Annotated in this window: 20 protein-coding genes, 1 tRNA gene and 2 pseudogenes; 14 read left to right on the top strand and 9 right to left on the bottom strand. The window is 67.1% G+C overall.

Annotation, left to right across the window (positions count from 1 at the left end; genetic code table 11):
- A pseudogene (locus tag NS334_RS10745) lies at positions 1 to 192 on the bottom strand (energy transducer TonB); the annotation flags it as partial.
- 226 nt (positions 193 to 418) lie between these two features.
- On the opposite strand from NS334_RS10745, the gene NS334_RS10740 reads away from it, so the two are divergent.
- Positions 419 to 1,327: a hypothetical protein gene (locus tag NS334_RS10740; protein WP_241491909.1), complete on the top strand. Its 909-nt coding sequence runs from the start codon at positions 419 to 421 to the stop codon at positions 1,325 to 1,327.
- On the opposite strand, the gene NS334_RS10735 is transcribed toward NS334_RS10740, so the two are convergent.
- On the bottom strand, positions 1,302 to 1,682 hold the full coding sequence (locus NS334_RS10735; RefSeq protein ID WP_058755960.1) for a dihydroneopterin aldolase: 381 nt from the start codon (positions 1,680 to 1,682) through the stop codon (positions 1,302 to 1,304). The two genes, NS334_RS10740 and NS334_RS10735, sit on opposite strands and share 26 nt — an antisense overlap.
- Positions 1,679 to 2,311, bottom strand: coding sequence for a glutathione S-transferase family protein (locus tag NS334_RS10730; RefSeq protein WP_058755959.1), 633 nt, complete (start codon positions 2,309 to 2,311; stop codon positions 1,679 to 1,681). The genes NS334_RS10735 and NS334_RS10730 overlap by 4 nt, the downstream gene beginning before the upstream one ends.
- A gap of 98 nt (positions 2,312 to 2,409) precedes the next feature.
- Between NS334_RS10730 and NS334_RS10725 the strand changes: the two genes are divergently transcribed.
- From NS334_RS10725 to NS334_RS10710, 4 genes are read left to right on the top strand one after another with little or no spacing between them, the layout of a single operon-like run.
- Positions 2,410 to 2,916: a GNAT family N-acetyltransferase gene (locus NS334_RS10725; RefSeq protein WP_058755965.1), complete on the top strand. Its 507-nt coding sequence runs from the start codon at positions 2,410 to 2,412 to the stop codon at positions 2,914 to 2,916.
- Positions 2,917 to 2,953: 37 nt separating this feature from the next.
- Entirely contained in the window at positions 2,954 to 3,514 is a 561-nt protein-coding gene (locus tag NS334_RS10720; RefSeq protein WP_058755958.1) for a DUF1285 domain-containing protein, read from the top strand.
- A complete protein-coding gene (locus tag NS334_RS10715; RefSeq protein WP_058755957.1) occupies positions 3,511 to 4,098 on the top strand; it encodes a CoA pyrophosphatase in 588 nt (195 codons plus the stop codon). Before NS334_RS10720 ends, NS334_RS10715 begins: the two co-directional genes overlap by 4 nt.
- Positions 4,086 to 5,282: a CCA tRNA nucleotidyltransferase gene (locus NS334_RS10710; RefSeq protein ID WP_058755956.1), complete on the top strand. Its 1,197-nt coding sequence runs from the start codon at positions 4,086 to 4,088 to the stop codon at positions 5,280 to 5,282. Before NS334_RS10715 ends, NS334_RS10710 begins: the two co-directional genes overlap by 13 nt.
- Here the strand turns inward: NS334_RS10710 and NS334_RS10705 are convergent.
- Positions 5,252 to 6,922, bottom strand: coding sequence for a putative bifunctional diguanylate cyclase/phosphodiesterase (locus NS334_RS10705; RefSeq protein WP_058755955.1), 1,671 nt, complete (start codon positions 6,920 to 6,922; stop codon positions 5,252 to 5,254). The two genes, NS334_RS10710 and NS334_RS10705, sit on opposite strands and share 31 nt — an antisense overlap.
- A 130-nt stretch (positions 6,923 to 7,052) precedes the next feature.
- A complete protein-coding gene (parC, locus tag NS334_RS10700; protein WP_058755954.1) occupies positions 7,053 to 9,302 on the bottom strand; it encodes a DNA topoisomerase IV subunit A in 2,250 nt (749 codons plus the stop codon).
- Between the two features lie 83 nt (positions 9,303 to 9,385).
- Here parC and NS334_RS10695 point away from each other — a divergent pair, with 83 nt between their 5' ends.
- The 7 genes from NS334_RS10695 (at position 9,386) to NS334_RS10665 (ending at position 14,546) form a co-directional block, all read left to right on the top strand.
- Positions 9,386 to 10,549 carry an OpgC family protein gene (locus tag NS334_RS10695; protein WP_058755953.1) on the top strand — a complete coding sequence of 388 codons (1,164 nt, stop codon included), beginning with the start codon at positions 9,386 to 9,388 and terminating at the stop codon, positions 10,547 to 10,549.
- 59 nt (positions 10,550 to 10,608) lie between these two features.
- Positions 10,609 to 11,451: an alpha/beta hydrolase gene (locus NS334_RS10690; RefSeq protein ID WP_058755964.1), complete on the top strand. Its 843-nt coding sequence runs from the start codon at positions 10,609 to 10,611 to the stop codon at positions 11,449 to 11,451.
- Positions 11,452 to 11,454: 3 nt separating this feature from the next.
- Positions 11,455 to 12,279, top strand: a complete 825-nt coding sequence (locus tag NS334_RS10685) for a DUF4349 domain-containing protein (protein ID WP_058755952.1) — start codon at positions 11,455 to 11,457, stop codon at positions 12,277 to 12,279.
- Positions 12,280 to 12,378: 99 nt separating this feature from the next.
- A complete protein-coding gene (purC, locus tag NS334_RS10680; protein ID WP_058755951.1) occupies positions 12,379 to 13,158 on the top strand; it encodes a phosphoribosylaminoimidazolesuccinocarboxamide synthase in 780 nt (259 codons plus the stop codon).
- A gap of 49 nt (positions 13,159 to 13,207) precedes the next feature.
- Complete coding sequence (gene purS, locus NS334_RS10675) at positions 13,208 to 13,438, top strand: phosphoribosylformylglycinamidine synthase subunit PurS (RefSeq protein WP_058755950.1); 231 nt, start codon at positions 13,208 to 13,210, stop codon at positions 13,436 to 13,438.
- Complete coding sequence (gene purQ, locus NS334_RS10670; protein ID WP_058755949.1) at positions 13,435 to 14,103, top strand: phosphoribosylformylglycinamidine synthase subunit PurQ; 669 nt, start codon at positions 13,435 to 13,437, stop codon at positions 14,101 to 14,103. The genes purS and purQ overlap by 4 nt, the downstream gene beginning before the upstream one ends.
- Positions 14,100 to 14,546 carry a GFA family protein gene (locus NS334_RS10665; RefSeq protein WP_428835051.1) on the top strand — a complete coding sequence of 149 codons (447 nt, stop codon included), beginning with the start codon at positions 14,100 to 14,102 and terminating at the stop codon, positions 14,544 to 14,546. The genes purQ and NS334_RS10665 overlap by 4 nt, the downstream gene beginning before the upstream one ends.
- Here NS334_RS10665 and NS334_RS10660 read toward each other — a convergent pair.
- A complete protein-coding gene (locus NS334_RS10660) occupies positions 14,521 to 15,237 on the bottom strand; it encodes a queuosine precursor transporter (protein ID WP_153002705.1) in 717 nt (238 codons plus the stop codon). The two genes, NS334_RS10665 and NS334_RS10660, sit on opposite strands and share 26 nt — an antisense overlap.
- 84 nt (positions 15,238 to 15,321) lie before the next feature.
- Here NS334_RS10660 and NS334_RS10655 point away from each other — a divergent pair.
- Positions 15,322 to 15,398, top strand: a tRNA-Arg gene (locus NS334_RS10655).
- Positions 15,399 to 15,461: 63 nt separating this feature from the next.
- Positions 15,462 to 15,752, top strand: coding sequence for a hypothetical protein (locus NS334_RS19120; protein ID WP_058755948.1), 291 nt, complete (start codon positions 15,462 to 15,464; stop codon positions 15,750 to 15,752).
- Between the two features lie 222 nt (positions 15,753 to 15,974).
- Here NS334_RS19120 and NS334_RS19115 read toward each other — a convergent pair.
- From NS334_RS19115 to NS334_RS10640, 3 genes and pseudogenes are all read right to left on the bottom strand, one after another.
- Positions 15,975 to 17,024: pseudogene (locus NS334_RS19115) on the bottom strand (recombinase family protein); the annotation flags it as partial.
- On the bottom strand, positions 17,021 to 17,419 hold the full coding sequence (locus NS334_RS10645; RefSeq protein WP_058755947.1) for a helix-turn-helix domain-containing protein: 399 nt from the start codon (positions 17,417 to 17,419) through the stop codon (positions 17,021 to 17,023). The pseudogene NS334_RS19115 and the gene NS334_RS10645, both read right to left, overlap by 4 nt.
- Positions 17,416 to 17,775 (bottom strand): toxin-antitoxin system TumE family protein (locus tag NS334_RS10640; RefSeq protein ID WP_428835050.1); only part of this gene is annotated, 360 nt, incomplete at its 5' end. The genes NS334_RS10640 and NS334_RS10645, both read right to left, overlap by 4 nt.

Genomic DNA, 17,775 nt, shown 5'->3' with positions numbered 1-17,775 from the left:
GGGCGGCGGCTCCTCCGGGGGCGGGGGCGGCGGCTCCTCGACGTCGAACGTGTTCAGCTTCTCGACCTGCTTCTTGACGAAATTCGTCGCGAGGCCGGTTATGAAGGCATAGCCAAGGGCAACGTGGATCAGCGCGACGATTACCAGCGCGCCTACCTTGCCCCCGCTCATCTTCTGGTCAGAATAGGCCATTCAGCAACGAAACTCCCTCATCCTGCGGCCCGTCGGGTGACCGGATGCGCGATCCGGCCGGCGTTGTTAACCTTTCCGTAGCGCCCTGGGGCTATCTACAGACACACAAGTCCTATCGCGCCCCTTTTGGGAGCGCAAACGCTTTGTCGGACGCAACAAACGTACAACCGGACTGCGACGCTTTTATTTCTGTATCGTTCAGCCGCGTCCGTCTATCCCGTTCGGCATGACGACGCGCTTTTTTTTCCTGCTCCCCGCCGCCGCCCTGCTCCTTCCCGTCCCGGCGCTGGCGCAAGCCACGGCCGACGCGCAGCAGGGCGGGATGCCCCGGCCGGGCTATGCCGAGCTCGCCGACCTGGTGATCGCCAGCCCGCTGGTCATCGACGCCACGATCCGCTCCGCCGCGAAGATCAAGGGCGCGGAGGCGGCAGGACTCGCCCCCGGCGCGACACGATTTTACGTCGAGGCGGACGTCGGAACGCTGGTGCGCGGCGCCACGGCGATCCCGGCCCGGGTCGGATGGCTGGTCGATGTCGCACCCGACTGGCGGGGGCGCGCACCGTCGCTGAAAAAACGCCGGGTTCTGGCATTCGCACGTCCCGTTGCGGGACGCCCGCGACAAGTTCAGCTGGTCGAACCCGGCGCGCAGCGTGACTGGAGCGCCGACCTCGAACAGCGGGTCCGCTCGATCGCATCGGAGGTCGCGGCCCCCGATACGCCGCCGGTGATCGTCGGTGTCCGCGGCGCTTTCCATGTCCCCGGCGCGCTGCCGGGCGAGGGTGAGACGCAGATCTTCCTGCGCACCCGCGACGACCGTCCCGCCGCCCTGTCGATCCTGCGCCGGCCGGGCGAGCAACCGCGCTGGTCGGTGGCGTTGAGCGAGATCATCGACGATGCTGCGGCCACACCGAAGCGGGACACGTTACTGTGGTATCGCCTCGCCTGCGCGCTGCCCGCCACGCTTCCGGACACCAGCACCGCCGCATTGTCGGAGGACGACGCCGCGCAGGCGCGCAGCGACTATGCCTTCGTGCTTCAGCAACTCGGCTCATGCCGGGGCGAAGCCGCGTCGATAAGCGGTAACGCTATCACGGACCAGCCTGTGCCAGTCAGTGGCGGTGACGTACCAGCGTGATCCCGATCGATTCGCCGGCTTCGGCGATCGCGAGCTTGACGATCTTGACCTTCACCCGCCGGACTCGCACATCCTGAAGGAACAGCGTCTCGGCGATATGGTCGCCGACCGCCTCGATCAGGGTGAAGTGCCCGGCGGTCGACAGCGCGTCGGTCGCGGCGTGTTTCAGATCGAGATAGTTCTTCGACGCCGACAGCGGCGTGTCCGGTGCGAAATGCGTCGGCGCGTCGAGGAGAACGGTCAGCGAGATCCGCAGCGGCTGCGGCAAATGGGTTTCCTCGGAATAGATGCCGGTCAGCACCTGTACCTCAAGGTCGTGGACCTCGAGTTCCAGCGAATCGGTGCCGACCGTCATGCCGCGGCACTCGGTCGCGCGCTGGCGGCGTCGTGCCAGCGCAGCAGGTGAACCGCCTCATCGCTCACCGGCAGCTTGATCGCCCGCGCGAAATCGACCGTCGTCAGGGCGGTGATGTCGGCATAGCTGTACCGGTCGCCGGCGATCCATTCGCTCTCGGCCAGTCGCCGATCGAGCGTCGCGACGAACGCGTCCCACATCACCTTGCCACGTGCCGCCAGTGTCGGAATCTGCTCCAGTCGCGGCCAGATGCCAACCTCGGCGCGTCCGGCAAACGCCGGGGACATGTTGCGCAGCGCGTAGGCGGCGGCGGTGAAGCCCTCCGCTTCGACCCGACGCGTCCAGCCCTCGATTCGCGCCACCTCGATCGGTCGCGTGCCGAACAACGGCGGATCGGGGTGCAGCGTCTCGAAGAAGCGACAGATTGCCGACGATTCGGCAATGACCTCGCCATCGTCGAGTTGCAATGCCGGGAGCGCACCGCGCGGATTGACCGCCAAGAAGGCTGCGCCCAGATGCTCGCCGGCCCGCAGGTCGATCATCACGCGTTCGACCGACAGCGCTTTTTCCGCAAGGTATATGCGCACCCGACGCGGACTCGGCGCAAAGGCGGCGTCGTACAATTTCATACGGTCAATCCGGTTGCGTTCATCGCTGACCCCGCTAAAGCGCCCGCGCCCGGGCGTCCATGCCCTCGATCGGGGAACCGGGGCACGGAGGAAGCGGCGTGATCCAGTTGGTGCCGATCGAAATGGTGGAGCCCGCCACGGTGGAGCATCTGCTCGACCGCGCCTTTGGCCAGGATCGGCACACGCGCACCGCCTATCGCCTGCGCGCCGGCACCCGCGCGCTTTCCGGCCTGAGCCTGGCCCTGCTCGACGGGCGCGCGCTGATCGGGTCCATCCAGTGCTGGCCGATCCGATTCGATGGCGACGACGGCTCGTCCCGGCCGCTGGTGCTGGTCGGGCCGGTGGCGATCGCGCCGGAGCGTCAGCAGGAGGGCTTCGGCCGGCGCCTGATGGAGGCTTCGCTCGCCGCGGCGGGCGAGACACTCCCGCTGACGCTGATCGGCGATCCGGAATATTATGGTCGCTTCTTCGGCTTCAGCGCGGCCGCGACGGCCGGTTGGCGACTGCCCGGCCCCGTCGACCGCCACCGCCTGCTGGCACGCGGACGCGACATCCCCATCGGAACGGGATCGCTGGGACCACGCGTCGACGTCATCGCTGCCTGACCTTTACCCCGCGCACCCGGCTTCCTAGGTGAGCGGGATGCCGATGGCCCCGCCCCCCGATTTCGACACGCTGACCGTCGCCGATATCGCGCGGCTGTCCGACACCGGGCAGTTGCCGCCGGTCGAACTTTGGAATCCCGCGCATTGCGGCGACAGCGAGATGCGGATCGCACGCGACGGCACCTGGTATCACCAGGGCTCGCCGATCGGGCGCCCGGCGATGGTCCGTGCGTTCAGCCGCATCCTCCGGCGTGAACCGGATGGGGGCTATGTGCTGGTCACGCCGGTCGAGAAGCTCGACATCGCGGTCGATGACGCACCCTTCGTGGCGGTCGAGATGAAGGCCGAGGGCGAGGGGCGCGACGCGACGCTGGCGTTCCGCCTCAATACCGGGGAACTGGTCACGGCCTCCGCCGCGCACCCGCTGCGCTTCATCGAGCATGACGACGGCCCGCACCCGTACCTGCATGTGCGTGGCGGGCTAGAGGCGCTCGTCGGGCGGTCAGTCTACTACGAACTGGCCGAGTGCGCTTTGGCCGGCGATGATGCCGTGCCGGGCGTGTGGAGCGCCGGCACCTTCTTCGCCCTGCAACCGTGAGGCTGGCCGAGCGGATCGCCGACGCCCTCACGATGCCGGCCGGTGGCGCGCCGATCGTCGGCGACGACGGCGCCGTCATCCCGTCCGACGCCCTGACTCCGGCGGCCGTACTGGTCGCGATCACCGATCGTCTCCGGCCGGGCGTGCTGCTGACCCAGCGGACCGAGACGCTGCGCCAGCATGCCGGCCAGATCGCGTTTCCGGGCGGCCGGCTGGACCCTGGCGAGGATGCCGTGACCGCCGCATTGCGGGAGGCGGAGGAAGAGATCGCACTTCCCCGCGCCGCGGTGGAGGTGATCGGAACGTCGGATCTGTACCGCACCGGCACCGGCTTCCGCATCACGCCGGTGATCGGCGTCGTGCCGCCCGACCTGCCGCTGATCCCCAGCGAGACGGAAGTGGCGAGCGTGTTCGAGGTGCCGCTCGAATTCCTGCTCAACGCCGGCAATCACCGGCAGCGGGCAGCAATGTGGCAGGGGCGCGAACGGCGCTACGTGGAGATGATGTGGAACGATCGACGGATCTGGGGGGCGACGGCGGGCATGATCGTCAATCTGGCGCGGCGACTGCGATGGGAAGCGTGACCCTGCCGGCCGCCTCGTGGCGCGCACGCCCCGGGCTGGCGCGGCTGATTGCCGCGCTCGACGGAGCGAACGGCGGTGCACGCTGGGTGGGCGGCGCCGTGCGGGACACCTTGCTGCACCTGCCGGTCGCCGACATCGATCTCGCAACCATCTTCACGCCTGACGAGGTGGTGCGGCGGCTGGAGTCGGCCGGGATCAAGGCAGTGCCGACCGGAATCGCACACGGCACCGTGACCGCGGTCAGCGAGGGAACGGTGGTGGAGGTCACGACGCTGCGTCGCGACGTCGCGACCGACGGCCGGCACGCGATCGTCGCCTTCTCCGACGATTGGCGAGAGGATGCGGCGCGGCGTGATTTCACAATGAACGCCCTCTACGCCGATCCGTTGACCGGCGCGGTGTCCGACTTCTTCGGCGGGCTGGAGGATCTGGCGGCGCGACGCGTGCGGTTCATCGGCAATCCGTACCGGCGTATCGCCGAGGATCATTTGCGGATTTTGCGCTTCTTCCGCTTTCATGCGCGGTTCGGCGACGCGATCGATCCCGAGGGGTTGGCGGCGTGCGTCGCGCGCGCCAACGACCTGATGGCGCTCAGCCGCGAACGAATCGCCGCGGAGCTGCTCAAGCTGCTGGTCGCGCCCGGTGCCGTTCCGGTGGTCACGTTGATGCAGACGCAGGGCATTTTCCGCCCCGTGCTGCCGGAGATCGACGCCGCCGGTGCGGCGCGACTGGCCAGGCTCGCCGAAGACGAACGGGCATCCGGCTTTGCGCCCGACGCGATCCGGCGGCTCGCGGCACTGGTGGATCCCACGGAGGCCGAATCGGTCGGCGCGCGGCTGAAGCTGTCGAACGCCGATCGCAAGCGGTTGATGCAGGCGTGGGCCGGGGCCGGCGACGAAGGGCCGCTGGCGCTCGGCTATCGGGTCGGCGTCGAGAGCGCGATCGATCGGCTGCTGTTGTCGGGACACGATCCAAGCCCGCTGATCGACTGGCACCGACCGACCTTGCCGCTCGGCGGTGGCGCGCTGGTCGCACGCGGGCTGGAGAAGGGACCGGACGTGGCGCGCGCCTTGCGCCGGATCGAGGATCGCTGGGTCGCGGAAGGCTTTCCGGATGCTCCGCGCGCCGACGTGATCGCCGACGAAGAGGTCGCTCAGGCGTTACGCGCTCGGAGAAACGCATAGGCTTCGTGGGGCTCGAGCGGGCGCGCATAGGCATAGCCCTGCCCATAGGTACAGCCGAGCGCCGCCAGCGTCTGCCCCACCTCGTTCGCCTCGATCCCCTCGGCGACCGTGTCCATGCCGAGCGCCTGAGACAGGCCGAGGATCGCGCGCACGATCGCCACCTTGTCGCGATCGGTCAGCAAGCCCGTGACGAAGCTGCGGTCGATCTTCAGCACGTCGATCGGCAGTTTCTGGAGCGAGGCGAGGTTGGAGAAGCCGGTGCCGAAATCGTCCATCGCGATCGTCACGCCTAGCCGCTTCAGCGCCATCAGCACGCGCGCGATGTGGTCGGGATCGGCGATCAGGGCGCTTTCGGTCAGTTCCAGCTTCAGCCGCTCGCCCGGCACGCCCGCCGAGGCCAGCGCCTGTTCGACCAACGCCGGGATCGAATCGCGCTGCAGCTGGATCGGCGACAGGTTGACCGATACCGTCACCCCGCAATTGCCGCCGGCCAGCACATCCCATTCCGCGAGCGTGCGAACCGCGCAGTCCAGAGCCCAGCGCCCGAGCGGCACGATCAGCCCCGATTCTTCGGCAACCGGGATGAACCGGCTGGGTTCGTGGCGGAGGCCCTGATCGTCGGTCCAGCGCGCCAGCGCCTCGAACCCGCTCACCCGCCCCGTCGCGAGATCGCAGATCGGCTGATAGACGAGATTAAGCTGGCCGTTCTCGATGGCGCGGCGCAGGGCTGTCTCCATCGCGAATTCCGCGCGTGCCGAATCGAGTGCGCGGGTCTGGTATGATTCGGCGTTCTTCGTCGCCTTGGATTTCTTCATCGCCACCTGAGCGTGGCGAATCACGTCCTCTGCGTCGCCGACCGCCGCGTCACCATAGGCGATGCCGATTGCGCACGACACGCGCAGCTCGTACTCGCTGAGCCGGAACGGCGTGGACAGCGCGTCGCGGATGCGACGTGCGACGTGATCGGCCTCGTCACACCCCTGATCGATCGTCATCAACACGCCGAATTCGTCGCCGCCGGTGCGCGCCAGCGTATCGCCCCCGCGTAACGCTCCCTTGATGCGGCGAGCAGCGGTGATGAGCAGTTCGTCGCCGGTCAGCGAGCCCAGACAGGCATTGAAGCGGCTGAACCGCTCCAGGTCGATCATCAGCACCGCCCAGCACGGCGCGCCCCTGGCGATCGTGGCCTCCAGCGCATCGGTGAAGCCCCCACGGTTCGGCAGCCCGGTCAGGCTGTCGGTGGTCATTTCCCGACGCAGCGTCTCCTCGGTCCGGACCTCGGCGGTCTGGTCGACGAACGACACCAGACAGGCCGGCTCGGCACGATGCGTCAGCCTGGCGAAGGACACGCGATAATGGCGACGTTCCACCGCGGCACCGGTTTGCCAGTCCCGCTCGGCGTTCTGCGCACCGGAGCCGAGAAATTGCTCGACCATCGGCCGCAACTCCAACTCGTCGCGAAGGCCGGCGCGCGCGAAGGCGCGGTTGTACGATCGGGTCGATGCTCCGCCGGCGTCCAGCGTCGCGACGACGAGCGGAATGGGTACCAGTTCCAGCGAATAATCGCTGACGTCCACCGCGTCCCGCGACTCGGGCGGGGGTGCCGCCTGTCGTGTCAGCCATGTCGCGCGGGTTGCCATCACCGAAGCGATTAGGCCGGAAGGGTTAAAGGCCGCTTACCCCGACCGGTCGATCACGCTGCGGCGGCCGGGTTCCGGCACGCGCGAACCATGCCGGACGCTACGGAAAGACGAAAAAATTCCGCCTCGATCAGAAACGGTTATCGCGCGGAAAACCGTTCGGCGGCATGCGCCCCGCCGCGCCGCGCGCGGTGCGCCATTGCGAGAGATCCTGTTCGACTCGCGTGCGGCCGCTGCCACCGCCCATCGCCCAGCTCAGCCCGTCGGCAAAGACCAGCGTGCGTGCATCGGCAAGGCCGCCATCGCGATAGCGCTGGAGCTGCACGCCCTGCCCGCGCGTCATCTCGGGCAGATCGGCGATCGGAAACAAGGCCAGTTTGCGATTGTCGCCGATCACCGCGACGAAATCGTCATGCTCGGCGACCGGATAGACCACCGCCAGTTTCGCGCCCGCGCGTGGGCTGACCACGGTCTTGCCCTTGCGGGTCTCGGCGATCACCTCCGTGCTCGGGACAATGAAGCCGCGACCGTCATCGGCGGCGACCAGCAGCCGCCGGGCGCGTGCCGCGCTCAGCAACGCGACGATCGGCACGCTGCCATCGAGGTCGATCGACGCGCGCACCGGTTCGCCGAACCCGCGCCCGCCCGGCAATTTGTCCGCCGCCAGCGTGAAGAACCGCCCGTTCGCCGCCGCCAGCAGCAGTTTGTCGGTCGTATGTGCGTGGAAGGCGAAGGCCGGACCGTCACCCTCCTTGAACTTCAGCGTCTCTGGCGCGGACAGGTCGACATGCCCCTTCATCGCGCGGATCCAGCCACGCGCCGACAGGATCACCGAGATCGGCTCGCGCTCGATCATCGCCTCCAGCGGGATATCGCGTGCCGCGGCCTGTTCCTCGATCGTCGTGCGCCGTGCGCCCAGCGCGGTTTCCGGACCGTAACGGTCACGCACCTTGCGGAAATCCGCCTTCAGGCGCGTGCGCTGCTTGCCCTCGGACGCCAGCAACGCGGTCAGCGTCGCCTGCTCCTTCTCCAGCGCGGCCTGTTCGCGCTTCAGCTCCATTTCCTCCAGCCGCCGCAAGGACCGCAGCCGCATGTTGAGGATCGCCTCCGCCTGCCGGTCGGTCAGCTGGAACTCGGCGATCATCACCGCCTTGGGCTCGTCCTCGGTGCGGATGATCTCGATCACCCGGTCGAGATTGAGGAAGGCGATGATGTACCCGCCGACCAGCTCCAGCCGGTCGGCGATCTTGCCCAGCCGATGCTCGGTCCGCCGCCGCAGCACCACGAACTGATGCTCGACCCACGCCGCCAGCGCGGCGCGAAGCGACATGACGCGCGGCGTCCGCTCCTTGTCGAGCACGTTGAGGTTGAGCGGCACGCGCGTTTCGAGGTCGGACAGCCGGAACAGCCCGTCCATCATCACCTGCGGATCGACGGTGCGGCTGCGCGGCTCCAGCACCAGCCGGATCACCGCGTCGCTTTCATCGCGGATATCGGCCAGGATCGGCAGCTTGCGGTCGTTGATGAGGCCCGCGATCTGCTCGATCAGCTTGCCCTTCTGCACGCCGTACGGGATTTCGGTCACGACGATCGTCCACGCCCCGCCCTTCTCGCGCTCGACCGTCCAGCGCGCACGGACCCGGAACGCGCCGCGCCCGGTCGCATAGGCCTCGGCGATGATCGCGGGCGCATCGACCAGCAGACCGCCGGTCGGAAAGTCCGGCCCCCTGACATGCTCCAGGATCGCCGCATCGTCCGCATCAGGCCGGTCGACCAGCATGATCGCGGCGTCCATCAACTCGGCGGCATTATGCGGCGGCACGCTGGTCGCCATGCCGACCGCGATCCCGCTCGCGCCGTTCGCCAGCAGGTTCGGGAAGGCACCCGGGAACAGCTCCGGCTCCTGCTCCTCGCCATTGTACGTGGGGCGGAACTCGGTAGCGTCCTCGTCCAGCCCGTCCATCAGGTCGATCGCGACCTGCGTCAGTCGCGCTTCGGTATAACGATAGGCGGCGGCGTTATCGCCGTCGATGTTGCCGAAATTGCCCTGCCCGTCGACCAGCGGATAACGCAGCGCGAAATCCTGCGCCAACCGCACCATCGCGTCATAGACCGACTGGTCGCCGTGCGGGTGATATTTACCGATCACGTCGCCGACGACGCGTGCGCACTTCTTGTAGCCCGAGGCCGGGTCCAGCTTCAGCAGCCGCATCGCCCACAACAGCCGCCGATGCACCGGCTTAAGGCCATCGCGCACATCGGGCAGCGAGCGCGCGGTGATCGTCGACAACGCATAGACGAGATACCGCTCGCTCAACGCACTGTCGAACGGGGCGTCCAATATGCCGATGGGAGGGTTGTCGGAAAGGTCGCTGGCCATGAAGGTTCTGCGATTAACAGGCGGGACGCCCCGCGTTAAGAGGCTCGCGGCCTGGAATTGCGGTCGCCATCACGGGAGCGCGAATGCCACGCTATGGATTGATCGACGGACTGCGCGGTTTCTTCCTCGTCTTCATGCTCATCAACCATCTGGTGATGCAGGGCGATCTCTGGCTGGCGCAGATCAACCACAACAAGCTGGCCTTCGTCGAGGATGCGCAGGGCTTCGTGTTCCTGTCGGGGCTGATGATCGGGCTGGTCTATGGCCGCAAGATGCTGAAGCTCGGATATGACGAGGGGCGGCGGCTGGTGTGGCGGCGCGCGTTCCAGCTGTATCGCTATGCGATCGGCATCGTCGTCGCTGTGCTGATCGCGCGCGCGATCCTGCCGGGCGCGCCGCAGGCGTGGGGCAACTGGCTGGGGCAAACCAGCCTGACCGGCGATCCGGTCCGGCTGGTGGCGAGCGCGACCTTCCTGTTCCAGCCGACGGTCATGGATATCCTGCCGCAATATGTGATCTACATGCTGATCGCTCCGCCGGTATTGCGCCTGTGTCTCGACGGACGCGTGGCGATGGTCGCGACCGTTTCCGGGCTCTTGTGGATCGCCGCGCAGCTCGGTCTCCAGCATGTCGTGACCGATCCGATCGGCGGCTGGATCACGGGCGGTGACGGGCAAGGCATCCGCGCGAGCTTCAACCTGCTGGGCTGGCAGGTGGTGTTCTTCTCCGGGCTGATCGCGGGCGCCCTGACCGCCGCCGGGCGGGTCGAGTGGCAACGGCTGTTCCGCGCCGATGCCGCCACCCCGGCCCTGATCGCGCTGGCGGTGTGCCTGTTCTTCGCGCCGCTGCGGCTGACCAGCGCCTATGGCCTGTTGCCGCAACTCCTGCTCGACCGCATCGACATGATGGGAATGCGCGGCGATTTCGGCCCGATCTACCTCATCAACTTCGCCGCGGCGGCGTTCGGACTGACGTGGCTGCTGATCGCGGGACCGGAGCATTCGCGCGCGGGGGTGCGCGACGTCGCGGCGATACTTCGTGCGCTGTTCTCGCTGGCCTATCTGCGACTGCTCGGGCGGCACTCGCTGCATGTCTATGTCTGGCACGTCGCGATCGTGTACTGTGTCTATTATGTCGACCAGACGCACGGGCCGTTCGCACCATGGCTGAAGACGCTGATCGCCCTCGCCGGCGTCGCGCTGCTCTCGCTGCCCGCCGTGTGGCGCGAGCGCGGTCGCGCGGCATGAGGGGGATGATGATCGCGCTTGCCGTGGTCCCGCTCGCCACCGCATGTACGCCCGCTGTCATGCACACACCCCTCACCTGGGACGATCTGACCCGCCGTCCGCGTCCTCAACCGGACGCCACGGTCGCCTATGGCCCTGACGCGATACAGAAGGTCGATGTCTGGCTCCCCAAGCGCGCGGGGCCGCACCGCACCGTCCTGATGGTTCATGGCGGTTGCTGGCAGACCGGGATCGCGGACCGCCGCCTCATGGACTGGGTTGCCGGCGACCTGCGCGACGCCGGCTACGCGGTGTGGAACATCGACTATCGCGGGGTCGATCGCGACGGCGGCGGCTATCCGGGAACCTTCACCGACGCGGGCGCGGCGGCGGATGCGCTGCGCGGCCACGCCGCCCGCTTTAACCTCGACACGTCGCGGATCGTCGCGGTCGGCCATTCGGCGGGGGGACATCTGGCGCTCTGGCTCGCCGCCCGCCCGCGCCTGCCCGCCTCCAGCCCGCTGGCGACCCGCGACCCGCTGCGGATCGCGCATGTCATCAGCCTCGGCGGCCTGCCGGATCTGGAGGATGTCGCCGCCAGCCCCGACAACGGCTGCGGCACCGACGTCGTCGCGAAGCTGATCGGCACCACCCGCGCCGATCCTTACGCCGACACCTCGGTCCCGCGCCTGCTTCCGCTGGGGCTCCGACAGGATCTGGTCAACGGCCACGAGGACCGCATCATCCCCTTCCGCATGGCGACCGCTTACGTCACGCGCGCTACGGCGGCGGGCGACCGGGTGGCGCTCCATATGGTGCCGCAAACCGGCCATGTCGAACTGGTCACGCCCGACACCGCCGCCTGGACCGAGACGAAGCGCCTGATCGTGAGAGCCTTTTGCGCACTGATGAGGGGAAGTTAAAACATGCGGCGCCTCCTGCTGTCGATGACATTGCTGCTCGCGGCATGCGGCGGCCCGGTCGTCCAGACGACTGACAAGCTCAACACCTTCGACGTCGCGGAACCCGCTCCTGCCGAACCCAACGCGCCGCAGATCGCCTATAGCTATGCCCTCGACTACAGGCTCGATCCCGGCACGCTTTCCGCGGTCCATCAGGCGCATCTGAAACTCTGCCGCGACCTGACGCGGACGCGCTGCATCGTCATGGAGAACGGCGTCACGCGCGGCGAACGCGGCGACGACAGAGGCAATCTCCGGCTGCTGGTCGACGCTCGTATCGCCCCGTCCTTCGACCAGCGGCTGGGGGCTCCCGTCGAGGCGGCCGGTGGCACGATCCAGTCACACACCGTCACCGCAGAGGACGTCACGCGACAGGTGATCGACGTGGAAGCGCAACTCCGCGCCAAACAGGCGCTATCGGATCGCCTGCTCAAGCTGATCCAGACCGGCGGCGGCAGCGTCGGCGATCTGGTGTCGGCCGAAAAGGCCTATGCGCAGGTGCAGCAGGAACTGGATACCGCCCGCTCGCTGCGCGAAGAGCTGCGCCGTCGCGTTGCCATGTCGGAAATGCGGATAGGCTATACGGTCATTCCAGCGGGCGGGATGTGGTCGCCTGTGCGGCTCGCCGTCGCGCGCGGCGGCGACTCGTTTGCGACCAGCGCGGCGGCCGCGATCACCTTCGTCATCGCCGCAACCCCGTGGCTGGTGATCGTCGGCCCGGCCATCTGGTTGCTGATCCTCGGCTGGCGGCGCTTCCGCCGCTGGCGGTCGGAGCGGGTACGCTCCTGATTTGCAGCCACCCCCACCATCCCCTATAGCGACTCGGATTACCGCCCCGGCCGTCCGCAAACCCGCGCCGCCGGGGCGCTGCTTTTTCAGAGGGTGAGCATGGCACGCAGGCGGCAGATCTACGAGGGCAAGGCGAAGATCCTGTACGAGGGTCCGGAGCCGGGCACGCTGATCCAGTATTTCAAGGACGACGCCACCGCCTTCAACGCCCAGAAGAAGGGCACGATCAACGGCAAGGGCGTGCTCAACAACCGCATCAGCGAGCATGTCTTCACCCTGCTCGACCATATCGGCGTGCCGACGCACTTCATCCGCCGCCTCAACATGCGCGAACAGTTGATCCGGCAGGTCGAGATCGTGCCGATCGAGGTGGTCGTCCGCAACGTCGCGGCGGGTTCACTGTCGAAGCGGCTGGGGATCGAGGAAGGCGTGAAGCTGCCGCGCACGATCCTCGAATATTATTACAAGGACGATGCGCTCGGCGATCCGATGATCACCGACGAACATATCGCGGCGTTCGGCTGGGCCAGCCAGGAGGAGATGCACGACATCGCCGACCTAGCGATTCGCGTCAACGACTTCCTCTCCGGGCTGTTCGCGGGCGTCGGCATCCGCTTGGTCGACTTCAAGCTGGAGTTCGGCCGCATCTGGGACAACGATTACGGCCGCATCATCCTGGCGGACGAGATCAGCCCGGACGGGTGCCGTTTGTGGGACATGACCTCCAACGAGAAGCTCGACAAGGATCGCTTCCGCCGCGATCTCGGCGGCGAGGTCGAGGCCTATCAGGAGGTCGCGCGGCGGCTGGGCCTGCTGCCCGAAGGGGGCGACACCGCCGTCCTCGACATGGAAGAGCACCGCAAGAACCGCGGCAAGTGACATGCAGCGCGCTTGCCCCGGCGCGCATGTCGGGGCATAGCGCGCGGCCATGAAACTTCGCATCTACGTGACGCTCAAGCCCGGCGTGCTCGACCCCCAGGGCAAGGCGATCGAACATGCCCTTTCGGGGCTCGGCTTCTCCGGTGTCGACAGCGCGCGCGTCGGCAAGCTGATCGAGCTGGAAGTGGCGGACGGCACCGCCGATGCGGACGTAGACGCGATGTGCCGCCAGTTGCTGGCCAACACCGTCATCGAGAATTACCGGATCGAGCGCGCGTGAAGACCGCCGTCATCGTCTTCCCCGGCTCCAATTGCGATCGCGACATCGCGGTCGCGCTGGAGCAGACGACGGGGCACGCGCCGCACATGGTCTGGCACCGCGACACCGCGCTGCCCGCCGGGGTCGAGGTCGTCGCGGTTCCGGGCGGCTTTTCCTACGGCGATTACCTGCGCTGCGGCGCGATCGCCTCGCGCTCGCCGATCATGCAGGCGGTCGTCGAACAGGCCGCGCGCGGGCTGAAGGTGCTGGGCGTGTGCAACGGCTTCCAGGTGCTGACCGAGGCGGGGCTACTGCCGGGCGCGCTGATGCGGAACGCCGGGCTGAACTTCGTCTGCCGCGACGTCGCGCTGACGGTCGAGAATGCCGGGACCGCCTTCACGCGCGGCTACTCGGCGGGTGAGCGGGTCAGCTTCCCGGTCGCGCATCATGACGGCAATTACTTCGCCGATGCCGAGACGCTCGACCGGCTGGAAGGCGAGGGCCAGGTCGCGTTCCGTTATGCCGAGAACGTCAACGGCAGCGCGCGCGACATCGCCGGCATCGTCAGCGCCGACGGCAACGTGCTGGGCATGATGCCGCACCCCGAACGCCGCATCGAGGCCGCGCACGGCGGCGACGACGGGCGCCGGATGTTCACGGGACTGCTGGAGGCGGTGGGGGCGTGACGTCCGTGCCCGCGCCGGTCACGGGCGGCTGTCTGTGCGGCGCGGTACGCTATAGGTTGATGGCGGAGCCGGTCGCGGCGCGGCAATGCTGGTGTCGGCTGTGCCAGTATCTCGCGGCGGGCAGCGCGACGACCAATATCATCGTCCCCCGCGATGCGGTCACACTGGACGGCGCTCTGTCCGATTACGCATCGGTCGCTGACTCGGGCAATGCAATGCACCGCCATTTCTGTCCAACCTGCGGCACTCCGATCGGTGGCTATGCGGAGGTCCGCCCGCACCTCTATATCCTGCGCGTCGGCACGCTCGACGACCCCGATCGTTACCCGCCGCAGGGTACGATCTGGACCGCGACCGCCCCCGCCTGGGCTTTGATCGACCGCGACAAACCGTGCCTCGCCGGCCAGCCGCCCGCCGTCACACCCCCGCCCGGAACGGCGTAAAGTCGGTTCCCCGGTCGTACACGTCCAGCCCCTCGGCGCGCTTCAACGTCCCGATCACCCAATAGGTCAGCGGGGTCAGCAGCACTTCCCAGCCGACCTTCAGCGCCCATTGCGTGAACAGCACGACGACGACCAGATGCGTCGTCCACCCTTCCGCGCCCCAGAACGCGAGCGGATAGAAGATCACGCTGTCCACTCCCTGCCCCGCGATCGTCGATCCGATCGTCCGCATCCACAGATGCCGCCCCTCGGTCAGCACCTTCATTCGCGCCAGCACATAGGAGTTGACGAACTCGCCCGCCCAGAAGGCGCACATGCTGGCGAAGACGATCCGCGGCACCTGCCCGAAAATCGTCTCATACGCCACCTGATTGCGCCAGTCGGGTGCGGGAGGCAGCGCCACGACTACCCAGGCCATCACCGCCATGAACAGTGTTGCGGCGAACCCGACCCAGATCACCCGCCGCGCGCGGGCGTAACCGTAAACCTCGGTCAGCACGTCGCCGATGATATAGCTGACCGGAAAGAACAGGATTCCCGCGCCGAACGGCCAGTCACCGATCAGCGGCAACCGCACCTGCGCCACCTTGCCCGCGCCCAGGACGTTCGACAGCAACAGGATCGCGACGAACGCGGCCATCACCACATCATAGTGACGCAGCCGCCCGCCATCGACACGATCCGCTGACATCGCGGTGATATGTGCGCTCCGGGTCATGACAGCGATCATGCCCCCCATTCCTTCGCCCCGCAATCCGCGCTAGGCGGGGCGCGGGCGCCCGTAGCTCAGTTGGATAGAGCAAGGAGCTTCTACCTCCTTGGTCGGGGGTTCGAATCCCTCCGGGCGCGCCATTTCAGTACAGAACTGCGAACCGCAAACGCCGCCGTTTCCCCGCTCGAAGCGGCGACGAGGGTTTGAAGCAGGTCCGATTTCCGCCCCATTATCCGAACCTCGTCATCGGCGACCTCGACGCGCTGGGCGAAGGCGCGCAGGTGATCCCGCCGATAGCCACCTCCCTCGATCCGCAGGCTGCTGCGCGCGGCTTGCGAAAGCGCGTTGATCATTTCCGTCGTCACGGCCCGATCGCCCGAGCCATCGAGCGTCATCCGTATCCGCTCGGCGTCGGCCGTGGCCTGGTCGCGGATCGCTTTCAGATTGGCGATCCGGTCTTTCAGTCCCACGTCGTCCGACGCAGCGACGCCTGATTCGATCGCATCGTAGAGCCGGTTGAGGCGCTGATCGGTTTCCGTGATTCGGCGGTTCAAGTCTGCCAGATGCTCGCGGCGGCGCTCGGCTCGCTCCTGCCGGCGATCGAGGAGGCTCGAAAGGATCGTCTCCAGCCGCTTCGGTTGAAGAAGGCGCTCTTCGAGATGGCCCGCGACCAGATGGTCGAGCTTGTCCATTCGGATCGAACGGCCTTCGCAACCGGTCTTGCCCTGCCGCGCTTTGGTCGAGCAGGTGTAATAGGTGTACTGCCCGCCATTGCCCTTGCCGGTGCGAAGCGTCATGGCACCACCGCACTTTGCGCAAAAGCAGATGCCGGTCAGCAGCGTTGGGCCGCTCGATATCCGTGCCGGCACCACCATCGGATTACGCGATTTCAGACGGGCCTGAACGGCGTCGAAGGTCTCCCGCTCGATCAGCGGCGGCACCGCCATGACCGCCACTTCACTCTCCGGCTTCTTTTCGCGGTCCTTATGCGAGCGCGTGTTGAAGCGGTGCTCGCCGATATAAGTCGTGCGGGTCAGGATCGCGTGGATTTGCGCCAGCCCCCATTTCCCCCCGTCACGGGTGAACATGCGGCGCTCGTTGAGATAGGTCGCGATGGCCTTGACGCCCTTCGGCCCGGACGTGCCGTCGCCTTCGAGAAACAGGCGGTAGATGAGCCTGACCGTCTCAGCGTGCAGCGGGTCGATCTCCAGCTTCTTCTTGGTCTTCGATCCACGTTGCTCGGCCGCGACGATGCGATAGCCGATCGGTGGCCGCGCGCCGTTCCAGAAGCCCTGACGGGCGTTCTCGTTCATGGCGCGCAGGACGTGCTTGGCATTCTCCTTCGACTGATACTCGTCGAACAGGGCCATGATCTGGCGCATCATGACGTGCATCGGATCGTCGCCCATCTCCTGGGTGATCGAGACGAGCTTGACGCCGTTCTTCGCCAGCTTGCGGACGTAGAACTCCAGTTCGAAGTGATCGCGGAAGAAGCGGCTGAACGAGTGGACGACGACGACATCGAACGGTGCTGGCTTCGACGTGCCCGCCTCGATCATCCGTTGAAACTCGGGGCGGCGATCGTTGGTGGCGGACGCGCCGGCCTCCACGAAGGTTTCGACGAGCTGATAGCCGCGCGAGGAGCAATAGGCTTCGCCCTGCTTGCGCTGGTCGGGGATCGACACGTCATGCTCGGCCTGCCGCGTGGTCGAGACGCGGAGATAGAGGGCAGCGCGCTGCGCCACATGCGGAGTCTGGATGTTCATGCGTTGCCTCCCGCAGCTTTCCGGGGTGCAGAGAAGGCAGTGAGCGGCAGCACCAGTTCGACGCGGTCATGTGCGACCTTGGGAACGAGCTTCAAACCCTGTCCCTTCTCCATATGAACGAGACCATAGCCCGCCATGGTCTTGAGAGTTCGGGACAGATTGGATTTCGCGCGACCGGTGATCTGCGATAGCTCCTCCAGCGACGCCGGGGCCTGATCGTGAATGACACGCAACAGTTCACGATTGCCCGCCGACAAAACCTTGGCGAAGGATTCGGTGGAGGTGAACCACACTTTAGGATCGTCCGGCGCAGGCTTTTCCTCGCCTTTGGCGATCCGCATCGTGCGGGCCTTCATTTCTTCGTAGTCGGCGATCCCGACTTTCAATGTGGTCATAATACGCCCCGCTCCTTCAACACCGCGTCCACCGCCTGCCAAAAGTCGGCCAGCAACGTGGCCGCGTCCGCCCAGGCATATGGCTTCACGGTCTGGAGACGGTGGCGATGGTCCATCGGTTCGCCGCGTCTGCGCCGGCCGACCGGATGGGCGTTATCGAAACCGACCAGCCGTTCGCCCGAAGGCCCGTGAAGCGTGAGCGAGTAGTCGAGGCCGTGCGGCTTCTCCGTTGACGCCGGAACGCGGGTGACGATGAACTTCACCCAATGGCCGTGACGTGACCCCCGTTTCTTCATCCACTTGGAGCTAGAGACCGGCCCATCGAAGGGACGGACGGAATGAAGGCGCAGGAGTTT

Source organism: Sphingomonas endophytica (assembly GCF_001476895.1).
In the GTDB taxonomy this organism is placed as follows: Bacteria; Pseudomonadota; Alphaproteobacteria; order Sphingomonadales; family Sphingomonadaceae; genus Sphingomonas; species Sphingomonas endophytica_A.
Note: the sequence above shows the minus strand (reverse complement) of the source record. Positions and strands in the feature narration are given on the sequence as shown.